This window comes from Pseudolactococcus yaeyamensis (assembly GCF_054658615.1).
In genome coordinates this window covers 1-12278 of the sequence record NZ_BAAGGP010000030.1, presented here as the reverse complement: position 1 = coordinate 12278, position 12278 = coordinate 1, and the positions used below count along the sequence as shown (strand labels likewise).

The following is a 12278-nucleotide window of genomic DNA, read 5'->3' as shown; positions in this document are numbered from 1 at the left end:
TTTCAGGGCATATTTTTTATTGAATTAATCAAGACCACCTTGAAAATCGGTGTCAATATCTTGCACATATGCTTTGTAGTAATTGACTAGACTATTTTTAAATTCTTGGTAGTCATCTTCACTGTAATTTCGTTGCTCATCAATTTGTGCTTTAAAATGTGGTAAATTTAATTCTGTTCGAATGCGTTGCTCTAATTCTTCTCTAGTCATCAGTTGTTTTCTCCGTGTCAGTTTTGTTATCAGGTGTGTCAGGGGAATCAAACTGCCAAGTGATATGCCCAGCATTTGATTTGTCTATCGTGGGTTGAAATTCCGTAATAGTTGGTGGTTTTTCGATGGCAGGTCGTAATTCAAAGGGGAGGTTATCATTTAAGAGGTTGTCGGTCACTTGCTCGTCAATAAAATCATCGGCTAAGTTATCGCTCGGAGCATTGTTTGAACCAGTATTCAAATGCTCAGTCCAACTCTCTTCCAAAATTTTGCCTAGGTTATCAGACGAGTCAGTGCTTAAAACACTGGTCAAGTCGTCAGTCGGAATATCGCTAAAGTCATCAGTCAAGTCAGGACTTAGAGTATCACTTCCCTCCTGATCGGGTAGGGGATTTTGATTGAGAAATTGCATCAGGAAATCAATATTCTCAGGCGGTGTCTCAGTTGGTTTGGGAAGATCAAGCTCCCCAAATGAAGGTAAATTTCTGTCACGCAAGATGCGCTCGTAATCATAATTTGCATTATCAAACTCTAGTTTAGCCGTATCGTAAACCGTTTGTGCATGAAAGACGGTATAAAAGGCAACTTGGGAGCTTGCATCCTGCACTTGCTTGGTTCCTTGGGCAACATCGTATTCTTTTTTGGTGATATCAATTTTATGATTAGCTGATTTAATCTCTTCCTCTGATGCGTAGAGTTTTTCCTCTAAATAACTGGCGTGTTGAATGGCGAGAGAATAATTGATAGTTTTGGTTTCAAAATTTTTTTGTGCATCAGCCCGCTTTTTTTGAGCTGTTTCTAGCTGATTCATCGCAAGGTTGAGTGCATCAGAAGCTTCTTGATAGGCAAGTTCTGCTGCTAGAAGTCGAACTTTGGCTTGTAAAAGTAAATCAGTCATTTGCTTCCTTTATCTTTAGATACATTTATAGTTGGTTGAACATCTGAATAAGATGTCTGGTTAGAGTGTCACTTTTTTTGTCGATCAATGTCTTCCAGACGAAGTTGTAAGGCACGTTCGTACTTCCCTAAGCCATCAGAATGAAAATAATGGACATCTTTTAGTTTGTCAGGCAGATATTGTTGGTCAATCCAGTGGCCCGGGAAATCATGAGGATACTGATAATTTTCAGCTCGTCCCAGTTTTTTGGCACCAGCATAGTGGCCATCCTGTAAATGAGGAGGCATCGGTAATGCACCATGTTTGTGTAAATCTGCGATAGCTGCATCCATAGCTTTATAGGCAGCATTGGATTTAGGAGACAAGGCCAAATCCACCACGACATTGGCTAATGGAATCCGTGCTTCTGGAAAACCTAGTCGTTCGGCTGCGGTGACAGCCGTCACAGTGCGAGCACCAGCATCGGGATTAGCGAGACCAACATCCTCATAGGCGATAACCATGAGCCGCCTAGCCAAACTTTGCAAGTCGCCACCCTCAATTAAACGCGCCGCATAATGCAAGCTGGCATTGACATCCGAGCCACGAATTGATTTTTGAAGTGCCGATAAGAGATCATAGTGGGCATCGCCATCCTTATCAAAGGTCGCTGCAGATTTTTGCAAAGAGTTAGCCATATCATCCAAGGTCACATGGTGTTCAGAACTCGATAAAACGGCAAGCTCTAGAGAATTCAAAGCGGACCGAACATCACCATTTGTTGAATGAGTTAAAAACTGTTTGGCGTCCTCATCAAGCGTGACATCAAAGTCAAAACCACGGTCAGAATCAGAGATAGCATGTTCAACTGCAACGCTAATATCTTCAGGTGTCAAAGGTTTTAACTCGAAAATTTGAACCCGACTCCGGATGGCAGGTACCACACTGAAATAAGGATTTTCAGTAGTAGCACCAATTAAAATAATCTCGCCATTTTCAAGTAATGGTAACAAAAAATCTTGTTTAGGTTTATCCAAACGATGAATTTCATCCAAAAGAAGAACGAGTTGTCCGGAAAACTGGGCTTCTGCTGCAATTTCTTGCAACTTTGTTTTTTTGTCAGATGTTGCATTAAAAGTCCGAAAAGCCATATCTGCAGTCCCTGCAATGGCAGAGGCAATCGACGTCTTCCCGATACCGGGAGGCCCATAGAGAATCATTGAACTTAGTAGCTTGGTTTCAACCATCCGACGAATGATTTTGCCTTCGCCTACAAGATGGCGCTGGCCGATAATCTCATCTATCGTTCGCGGTCTCAAACGCCGCGCCAAATTTGCTTGCATATCTTAAGCTCCTAGTAAATGTGGTATACTTACATTATAGCATTTTTTAAGTGGTTGAAAGTAACTCAGGGTAGTGACGATAGAAGGATACCCCTGTGGAGGAGAAATATGTCAAAGTATGGTTTTTTAGACGTGTTAGACAAGGCTTTAGCAAAAGATTTTACGTACGATTATGAGATTAACTGGGATAAGAAAAACCATGCGGTAGAGATTTTTTATCTCCTTGATGTTGAAAATCCCGGTGTGGCTGTGACGGATACGGAAGATGATGCACAAGCTTCTAGTGAAAATATTTCATTTGAAGATGCGGTTGTTTTTTATAACCCTGCCAAATCAAAAATCGCAGTTGAAGAGTATCTGGCTAGTTTTCCCTATGAGCCCAAAAAAGGCTTGTCACAAGAATTTATCACGTATTTTGTGACTTTTTTACAAGAAACAGCAGACAATGAATTAGATGCATTGACCGACTTTTTAAGTTCTGATGCTGCAGAATTTGCAGGCACATTTGATTTAGCAGCCTTTGAAAAAGGACGCGAAATGTTAGAGGAAACAGCATTTTTTGCCTATCCTCGATATTAATTTGGAGAAAATAAACATGAAAAAAGTAACAGGACTATTAGCGATTTTACTGATAGCGATTATCACCATAACAGCTTGCGGTGGTAAAAAGTCAGAAACGAAAAAAACATCAGGTGCTTCAAAAAGCAAGGTAAGTCAAACTGTCTCAAAATCAAGTCAGGCTTCCTCATCAGTAGCGACTAGTCGTGATAGCTCGGCTTCAATTCCAGATGATTTGCATGGCGAAGCTGAAGAAAGTCAATGGTCAGAACAATCTAGTGAGGCAGCTAAAGTGATGACAGTTGTCGAAGCGCGTCAAACTTTGCGAGATTTGAACATCAATGATAGCAATTTTTCAAATGCTGATATTAATAAATACATTTTAGAAGCACAAGCAGCCGGACAAGAGTTTGGGCCTTATATGGTCGCACAAGGTTTTGAAGCCTTAAACTAAAGCGAGCATTATCGCTTTTTTGTCTTGCTAAGCCGCACTATCAGTTGAAGAATTTGAAGGAATAAATAAACAATGAATAACTGGAATGGATTATCAGTCGAAGTTTCACGTGAAACTGAAGATGCCGTCAGCAATATTTTAATTGATGCAGGCGCTCAAGGCGTTGCGATTGAGGACACACAAGATTATCTGGATAATCTGGACAAATTTGGTGAGATTTTACCTGAGATTGAGCAGCTAGAGACGGTCATCATTAAGGCCTACTATCCAGAAAACCTCTCAATTATCGAGATTGCTGAAAGTGTCAAAGGACAGATTTCAGGTCTCCTTGCCTTTGACTTAAATCCCGGGGACTTTACCGTCACCACCCAAAGTCTGGCTGAAAATGACTGGTCAGATAGCTGGAAACAGTATTTCTTGCCCACTCGGATTTCCCACGGTTTGACGATTGTGCCGTCTTGGACAGATTATGCGTCAGCATCTGCCGATGAAAAAATCATTCGCTTGGATCCAGGTATGGCTTTTGGAACAGGGACGCACCCGACGACTAAACTCTCTTTATTTGCCTTGGAGCAGACCTTGCGAGGTGGTGAGACCCTGCTAGATGTCGGTACGGGCTCAGGTGTCCTCTCTATCGCTGCGCATCTCCTAGGGGCTCAAAACATCCATGCTTTCGATCTGGATGATGTGGCGGTGAAAGTTGCCGAAGAAAATATCCAGCTCAATCCGGATATGACGAACATTACCGTTAAATCAGGCGATTTACTCAAAAATGTGACGTTTAAAGCGCATGTCATCGTTGCTAATATCCTAGCCGACATTCTCATGAACGTCATTGACGATGCCTATAACCTCCTGTATGACGGTGGATTTCTGATTATGAGCGGGATTATTGACAGCAAATCGCAGATGATTCTGGATAAATGTCATGCGGCTGGTTTCGCCCTTGTGACGCGGATGCAGCAAGGCGAGTGGCACTGTGTCATTTTACAGAAAGCAGACGACGATGCTAGTGTTATCGGAGGATAAGCGCAGATGCAACAGTATTTTTTGAACCAAAAATGCCCAGAAATTGGCGCCATTTTTACACTTGAAAAAGCGGATAGCCACCACCTTTTCACCGTCATGCGGGCGCAAGCGAAAGAAAAAGTTCAGGTCGTTTTTTCAGATCAAACCCTCACCTTAGCTCAGGTTAATGGTGATCAGGCGACTTTAACTCTGCTCAAAACTTTAGCAAGAACAGTAGAGCTACCCTTAGGCGTGACGATTGCTGTGGGACTTCCCAAGAGCGATAAATTAGAGTTTATCGTGCAGAAAGCGACTGAACTCGGGGCGCAAGCCATTCTAGCCTACCCAGCGCAATGGTCAGTGACCAAACTTGACGCCAAGAAAGCCACCAAAAAGCAAGAGCGCCTAGAAAAAATAGCCAAAGGTGCAGCAGAGCAATCCAAGCGGCTAATGATTCCTGAGACAGCGATTTTGGGCAATCTTAAAGCCTTGACTGACCAGTTTGATCAATATGACCAAGTTCTGATTGCTTATGAAGAATCAGCTAAAGCAGGTGAAACAGCAGCCTTTGTTGACAGATTATCACAGTTGCAGTCAGGCGAAAACCTGCTCGTCATTTTTGGTCCAGAAGGTGGTTTATCACCAGAGGAAATCGAAATCTTCACGCAACTTGGTGCTATTAAAATCGGTCTCGGCCCACGGATTATGCGTGCAGAGACAGCACCCTTATATGTTTTGTCTGCTATTTCTTTTTATACGGAATTAATGAGATAAATGGGAATTTGTTGCATATGTCGATATAAAGTTTGACGTGTATTTTAAAAATCAGTATAATGGCAGTAAGCAGTAAGCAGTAAGCAGTAAGCAGTAAGCAGTAAGCAGTAAGCAGTAAGCAGTAAGCAGTAAGCAGTAAGCAGTAAGCAGTAAGCAGTAAGCAGTAAGCAGTCTTTCAATAATGAAAACGTTTACTTATCGCTTGTTTGTGTTCTTTCGGTTATGCTATTTGTCTGTATTTACTAAGTAAAGTAATGGAGAAAGATAGATGTTAGATTTTAGAGATTTAGGCGCTCACTATCGAAAAGTGCGGGAGTCTAGGGGCTATACTATGGGAGATGTCACAAGTGATAATTTGAATAAATCTCAGGTGTCAAGATTTGAAAATGGGACACAAATGTTATTGTTAGATGGTTTTATGCATGCAATTAGTGGTTTAAATATGACCATGAGTGAATTTTTTTTAACGATTGGCAATTTTGAGGCAGGCAGTCTACAGACATTTGGGAAAAAACTGCAAGATTTAATCAATGCTCAAGACATTGACGGACTTAAAGCGCTGATTACCCGAAAACCACGAACAAATGAAAAAAAGATTTTTAATGTCAAGGTTAAGTGTGCTATTCGTGAATTGTCGGGGCAAAATTTGTTGACAGATGAGGAGTGTCAATTTGTTGATAAATATCTGACGGATCGTGAAGAATGGACTGCTTTTGATATTTCTGTTTTTGGGATGTGCTTAGAGTCTTTAGATACAGATATAGTTTATCAGCTAGGGTTGCAACTCCTAAAAAAAGATAAATTCAGAATTTTGCCCTACAATGCTCGTATTGCCAAAAGAACACTTGTCAATGTCTATGTCTATATGGTGCTTCATGGTCGATTTATATATGCTGATGAATTTGAAAAAAAACTGGCTACTTTACTGAAAGTAGCTGATACGGAAGAAAAAATTACTGTTCAAATTTTTAGAAAGATTTCAAAATACCGGCAAGAAAAGGAACCAGAACTGTTGATGGAAATTGATAGAGATATTCAAAATTTGAAAGATTTGGGTGCTACAGGATTGGCGAGAATGGTTGAAAGTTTCTTAGTTAGCTTTAAATAAAAAAAGCATTTTTACGACATATCGAAATGTTATAAAAGTGCTTATTTTTGTTGTTTATTACCAATCAGGGTTTAAAAATCCACGAAGAAAATCTAGCATGACTATTACCTCCTTATAGTTGATGATTCTATTTTATCAAATTTAAAAAAGGAAAACGTGGCGTTGCTAACTTGCAACACTTTTTGTCATAAACCGTTGCAAGTTAGCAACTTTTCGCATAGGAGTGTTTAAAGTGGTAGAATTGCTTTGTAAGTTAGTTCGAACGATTTGCGAGAAATTGAACAAGGATTATATTTTGGTTCTTGTCGGAAAGGAGGAGGGTAATGGTTAAAAAAATGAAGAAAAATGCTCTATTGATAGCGATTGTTGCGACATTGCTTGGTTTAGGTGCGAAAAATGTTGTATCAGCTGCTCAAATAGCAGATGTTGCAAATACTCGATACGAAATCTGGTATGTTTATGGTGGCTCAAGTACAACTTATACGTGGAGAACTTTGAATTTCCGCAATGGATTTAGGTACACCACATCAGCAGAACGTCGTGATTACGGCATAAATCCAGGTTATCTCTACACCTATCACTATACAACTTACTAAAAGCTAACGTAGGGGCTGCGCTTGTAGTCTCTATGTTTCATTTGAACGGATAAAACATGACATTATTTTACTTTGAACTCAAACGATTCATAAAAAATCCCAAAAATAAAATTTGCTTAGCACTGCTTACCCTTATTTTTGGAGGCTTGTTTATCATGGAGCAAACAACTTTTAAGCAAAAATTCTCAGAAGCAGATTTAGTTATGACTAGGGCAAATCTACAACAGTCAAAACAAGCGGTAGAGCGCCTAAAAAATGAAGCTAAATTAAATCCAGATGATGACAAGATAGCTCAAGACTTGCTGGTTGCTCAAGAAGATGTAAAAGTTTTCTCAAGTCAACTATCAGCTTTAGAGAAGAAAGATTTTGATAAATTTGCTGAACTAGAAAATCAACGGAATAGCGCACAGCTAGAGTTAATTTCTCAAGAAGACTCAGATGAATATAGAAATCTAGTATCGAGTATTAAGTATTACGAAGCCGTGAAAGCAGTTAATGGGAAAATGAGTGTCGCTATCAACGAGACTAGTGAGGCGGCATTTACAGTTGGTCGGTCAGTGATGGCTTGGCTGTCATCAGCAGCTATCTTTGTTTTAATCACGGTCTTAATCGCAGATGGTGTCAGCAGTGAGATTGAAAGTTCACAAATCAGATTTTATCAATTAATAGGCGGTCGTAAATTTAAACATCTATTGTTAAAATTAGGGGTTCCGATGATCAGCATCCTCTCAATAACCGTTATCAGCTTTTTTTGCCAGTATTTGATAAAAGGTGCTACAGATAGTTTTGGCACATGGCAGTATCCCTATTTGATGGCAGATGGGACAATTCTACCGATCTGGCAAGTGAGTCTCAAAGCAATGTTATTATTTTTAGTTGCCCTTATTTTTATCGGTAGCTTGGGTCAACTCCTAGCCCTCATCTTCAAAAAAAGTTTGGTTGTGATTGGTTTGATAGTTGTCTGCTTGACTGGCTTTCTGACCTTGGCGCAAGAAGAGTGGTTTCAGCCGATTAAGAAATTTTTGCCTTTTGAGTATCTGGGCTATGGTCAGATGATTAACGATATCAAAATTTTGCCCAAGAATGCTTTGATAATCGCTCTCATTTATTTAGTGAGTTTGAGCTTTCTTTTCATCGTTATTTCAGGCTATCTTTATCAACATTACCATTATCGGAAAGTAGGGAAGTCATGACAGGATTACGCGTTGAAAATTTGACGACAGACATCTTTGAAAATTTAAGTTTTGAGATGCCAAGTACAGGTTTATATGGTTTAATTGGGCGAAATGGTATTGGTAAGAGTACGCTTTTTAGTCTATTAAATGGTGAAATGAAGTTTTCAGTTGGAAAGTTGGAAGTAGGGAAACTAGCTTATGTGCCTAGTCTAGAGATATTTGATAAATACCTGACTGCCAATGATTATCTCAAGTTATTAGCATCAGAGGAGCAAGCAGTGTTCCGACAAAATTTAGAAAGGCTAGGCGGAGCAGATTTTTTTAACCAGAAAATAGGCAAATATTCTCTTGGTATGAAAGAGTTATTTGCTTTTCTGTACATTCTGTCTATTGAAAGCGATGTCTTGATTTTAGATGAGTTACTTGATGGTCTAGATGAGCAAAGACGTTTCGCTGCTTACCGTTTATTGAAAAAACATAGCCATGAAAAATTAATTTTGCTGACATCTCATAACTTATCTGAGGTCTTTGACACGACTGACCGTGTTTATATTTTAGAAAAGACTGCATTGAAGGTGATTGATAATTTGGAGACAGCTCAGGCGCAGATTTCATTTTAAGATTTAGAGTCATCACATTTGGACATTTGGAAAAGAGGCGTGTGTTTAGAACAGACCAGATTTTTTTAGAAAAATTAATTCAAGGCGCAAGTCTTTTTCTTATCCCTAAAAAGTGTTAAAATAGGACTAATTATCATCATTTTAGGAAAGGATTGAGTTTCGACTAAGGTTTATCTCTAGGTTGGCTCAAAATTAAACAGTATGGCAAGTGAACCAAATCTCACCGGCGCAGAAGTCGTCGCCCTAACAGAGCGTTATATGGGCGAACGCGATACTATTCTGGTCAAAAAAGCCTTAAAATATGCGACCAATGCACATAAAGAACAGTATCGACAGTCAGGTGAACCCTATATCATTCACCCGATTCAAGTAGCTGGGATTTTAGCCAAGCTGAAACTTGATGCGGTCACCGTCGCCTGTGGTTTTTTGCATGATGTCGTAGAAGATACAGAAAGTACACTGGATGATTTAGAAACAGCATTCGGTTCTGAAGTTCGTATTATCACTGACGGTGTGACCAAGCTCGGTAAAGTGGAGTATCAGTCACACGAGGAGCAGCTGGCAGAAAATCACCGCAAAATGCTCATGGCCATGTCTAAAGATATGCGCGTGATTCTGGTGAAATTAGCCGATCGCTTGCACAATATGCGGACACTCAAACATCTGCGCCCTGACAAACAAAAACGCATTTCTAGAGAAACAATGGCGATTTATGCGCCACTAGCGCATAGACTCGGGATTTCCCGAATCAAATGGGAGCTAGAAGACCTGTCATTCCGCTATCTTGATGAAATCGAGTTCTACCGCATCAGAGGCTTGATGAAAGAAAAACGTGCGGATAGAGAACGTTTGGTCGAAGAAGTCACGACAAAACTCAAAGACTACACTGAAAAAGCAGGCGTTGTCGGTGAAATCTACGGTCGTCCAAAGCATATCTACAGCATCTATCGTAAAATGCACGACAAGAAGAAACGCTTCGACGAGCTTTACGACTTGATTGCTGTTCGTTGTATTCTGGATACAACGAGCGATGTCTACACGACCTTAGGCTACATCCACGACCTCTGGAAACCACTGCATGGGCGCTTCAAAGACTACATCGCCAACCCCAAAGCCAACGGCTACCAATCTGTTCACACGACCGTCTACGGCCCTAAAGGCCCGATGGAGTTCCAAATTCGGACACGGGAAATGCACGAGATCGCCGAGTATGGTGTGGCCGCCCACTGGGCTTACAAAGCAGGGCGAAAGGACAAAGTCTCTGCAGATGAGATCACGCAAAACCTTAACTGGATTAGTGAGCTTGTCGAATTACAAGACGAGTCAAATGACGCCCAAGATTTTGTCAAAGCCGTTCAAGAAGACATTTTGTCTGAAAAAATCTATGTCTTCACACCAGCTGGTGCCGTTCAAGAATTACCAGCTGGATCAGGTCCGATTGATTTCGCCTATGCCATTCATACCCAAGTCGGCGATAAAGCCGTCGGTGCTAAAGTCAATGGTCGGATGACCCCACTCACGCATGTCCTAAAAACAGGAGATGTGGTCGAAATTGTGACCAATAAAACATCATTTGGCCCCAGTCGTGACTGGATTAAGCTAGTCAAAACCAACAAAGCACGCAATAAAATCAAGCAATTCTTTAAAAATCAAGATAAGGAATTGTCAATTAACAAAGGTCGTGAGATGTTGCAGGAGTATCTGCAGGAACATGGTTTTGTGGCCAACCAATATCTGGATAAAAAGCACCTCGAGCCACTCTGTGAACGCCTCAATTTCAAAGAACCGGAGTCTCTCTATGCTTCTATCGGCTTCGGCGAAACGGGTGTTGTGACCGTTTTTAACAAACTAACTGAAAATGAACGCCGCGAAATCGAGCGCGAAAAAGCCCGTAAAGAGGCGGAAGAGCTGATGAACGGCGAGGTTAAGACCAAGGGCGATGTCATGAAAATTCGCCATGATGGCGGGGTCAATGTTGCAGGGATTGATAGCCTGCTGATACGCATGAGCAAGTGCTGTAATCCTGTCCCAGGCGATGCTATCGTGGGCTATATCACCAAAGGTCGTGGCGTTTCCATTCATCGTAGCGACTGTCAAAACGTGAAAAATCAAGAAGACTATGAAAATCGTTTGATTCCAGTTGAGTGGGAAGAACAGATTGGGAACAAAGACTACGTGGCCAATATTGATATTTTTGGTTTCAATCGGACAGGCATCGCCAATGATGTCATGCAAGTCTTATCAAATACCACGAAAAATTTGATTTCAATCAATGCACAGCCAACCAAGGATTTGAAGATGGCAAATATCCATGTACAGCTAGGCATTAAGAATTTATCAGAGCTGACGACTGTTGTCGATAAGATAAAAATGGTGCCGGATGTCTATAGTGTTAAACGAACAAATGGCTAAAGTGAAGAAAAACGAAAAAAAGTTAAATATTTGTTAGCATTTGCTCAGGAAATAAGATATAATTAATGGTGTAGTAATGAGCTCATTACGAATGGTGAGGATTCTTCCCCCCCTTTGAACCTCACCGAAATTCCCTTTTTTACCAAAAACACTCTGATGGACGCATCGGAGTGTTTTAATTTTCCATTGATTCGATTTTTTTGTCTTAGATAAGACAAAAAAATGATAAAATAGAAGGTATGAAAATCGTGATTCAGCGCGTCAAGTGCGCAAGTTGTTGGATTGATCAAACGCTCGTCTCAGAAATTCAACAAGGGTTGCTACTTCTGGTTGGAATAGAAGACACAGACACAGCGCAAGATGTTGCCTATGCCGTCAGAAAAATCGTCAATATGCGAATTTTTTCAGATGAGCAAGATAAGATGAACTTGTCTGTTAAAGCTATTTCTAATGGCGCTATTTTATCCATTTCGCAGTTTACATTATTTGCGGAGACGAAAAAAGGCAATCGGCCAAGTTTTACCAAAGCTGGACAGCCTGAGCTGGCAAAAGTTTTATATGAAAAATTTAATCAAGCCATGGCTGCTGAGATTCAAACAGCTGTGGGTATTTTTGGTGCGGATATGCAAATTTCCCTCGAAAATGATGGACCAGTCACGCTGATATTGGAGACCAAGGATGGGCGAGGTATCTAAGAATAGGTCTAGTTTGCCCCCTTTTTCAAGACTCGAAAGTGTTGACAATTATCAGAGAATTTTGTATACTAATGACATACTGAATTTTCAGAACATTATGACGTTTTATGGAATAGTATGATACTGAAAGCGATGCGACATAGTCGCAAACTTCTGTAGAAAATTAGGAATTTATGGCTCTGCGCTTGGGCAGGTTCAGAAATCATCTATTTTCCTATGGCATTGCAGTTGCCGCTTTAGCGGCGTACGGAAAAGCTAAAGGCAACGTGCCTAAGTGATTTATCACTTAGGCGTTGACAAGAAGTTAGCTTGAAGTTGAAATAAGTCTAGTGGTAATAAGTCAAGTAAGACTTGTAAATTTATTTTACAAGATTTATGAAACTAAGGTACACTAAATAAGCCTACGAAAAATTCATTTTTTCGCAAGTGCTATCAAGGACTTGTGCTC

General features: G+C 40.5%; 13 protein-coding genes. 10 read left to right on the top strand and 3 right to left on the bottom strand.

Going from position 1 to position 12278, the window contains the following annotated elements:
* Positions 1–24: 24 nt before the first annotated feature.
* From ACYQ21_RS07390 to ACYQ21_RS07380, 3 genes are all read right to left on the bottom strand, one after another.
* Positions 25–210, bottom strand: coding sequence for a hypothetical protein (locus ACYQ21_RS07390; protein WP_460057051.1), 186 nt, complete (start codon positions 208–210; stop codon positions 25–27).
* On the bottom strand, positions 203–1108 hold the full coding sequence (locus tag ACYQ21_RS07385) for a hypothetical protein (RefSeq protein ID WP_460057049.1): 906 nt from the start codon (positions 1106–1108) through the stop codon (positions 203–205). The genes ACYQ21_RS07390 and ACYQ21_RS07385 overlap by 8 nt, the downstream gene beginning before the upstream one ends.
* Positions 1109–1176: 68 nt before the next feature.
* Positions 1177–2430, bottom strand: coding sequence for a replication-associated recombination protein A (locus tag ACYQ21_RS07380; RefSeq protein WP_460057046.1), 1254 nt, complete (start codon positions 2428–2430; stop codon positions 1177–1179).
* Between the two features lie 108 nt (positions 2431–2538).
* Here ACYQ21_RS07380 and ACYQ21_RS07375 point away from each other — a divergent pair, with 108 nt between their 5' ends.
* The 10 genes from ACYQ21_RS07375 to dtd all read left to right on the top strand — a co-directional run bounded on the left by ACYQ21_RS07375 (position 2539) and on the right by dtd (position 11830).
* Positions 2539–3009, top strand: a complete 471-nt coding sequence (locus ACYQ21_RS07375; RefSeq protein WP_460057044.1) for a DUF3013 family protein — start codon at positions 2539–2541, stop codon at positions 3007–3009.
* A 16-nt stretch (positions 3010–3025) separates the two neighbouring features.
* Positions 3026–3442: a hypothetical protein gene (locus ACYQ21_RS07370; protein WP_460057041.1), complete on the top strand. Its 417-nt coding sequence runs from the start codon at positions 3026–3028 to the stop codon at positions 3440–3442.
* Between the two features lie 72 nt (positions 3443–3514).
* The gene (gene prmA, locus ACYQ21_RS07365; RefSeq protein WP_460057038.1) at positions 3515–4471 is read left to right on the top strand and encodes a 50S ribosomal protein L11 methyltransferase; all 957 of its coding nucleotides are present in this window, start codon (positions 3515–3517) and stop codon (positions 4469–4471) included.
* A gap of 6 nt (positions 4472–4477) precedes the next feature.
* Positions 4478–5224, top strand: coding sequence for a 16S rRNA (uracil(1498)-N(3))-methyltransferase (locus ACYQ21_RS07360; RefSeq protein WP_460057036.1), 747 nt, complete (start codon positions 4478–4480; stop codon positions 5222–5224).
* 268 nt (positions 5225–5492) lie between these two features.
* Positions 5493–6332, top strand: coding sequence for an Rgg family transcriptional regulator (locus tag ACYQ21_RS07355; protein WP_460057034.1), 840 nt, complete (start codon positions 5493–5495; stop codon positions 6330–6332).
* Between the two features lie 323 nt (positions 6333–6655).
* On the top strand, positions 6656–6928 hold the full coding sequence (locus ACYQ21_RS07350; RefSeq protein WP_460057032.1) for a hypothetical protein: 273 nt from the start codon (positions 6656–6658) through the stop codon (positions 6926–6928).
* A gap of 155 nt (positions 6929–7083) precedes the next feature.
* The gene (locus ACYQ21_RS07345) at positions 7084–8121 is read left to right on the top strand and encodes an ABC-2 family transporter permease (protein WP_460057030.1); all 1038 of its coding nucleotides are present in this window, start codon (positions 7084–7086) and stop codon (positions 8119–8121) included.
* Entirely contained in the window at positions 8118–8723 is a 606-nt protein-coding gene (locus ACYQ21_RS07340) for an ATP-binding cassette domain-containing protein (RefSeq protein WP_460057028.1), read from the top strand. The genes ACYQ21_RS07345 and ACYQ21_RS07340 overlap by 4 nt, the downstream gene beginning before the upstream one ends.
* Positions 8724–8924: 201 nt before the next feature.
* Positions 8925–11135 (top strand): RelA/SpoT family protein, encoded by a 2211-nt coding sequence (locus tag ACYQ21_RS07335; protein ID WP_460057025.1) that lies wholly within the window; start codon positions 8925–8927, stop codon positions 11133–11135.
* A gap of 239 nt (positions 11136–11374) precedes the next feature.
* Positions 11375–11830: a D-aminoacyl-tRNA deacylase gene (dtd, locus tag ACYQ21_RS07330; RefSeq protein ID WP_460057023.1), complete on the top strand. Its 456-nt coding sequence runs from the start codon at positions 11375–11377 to the stop codon at positions 11828–11830.
* Positions 11831–12278 lie beyond the last annotated feature (448 nt).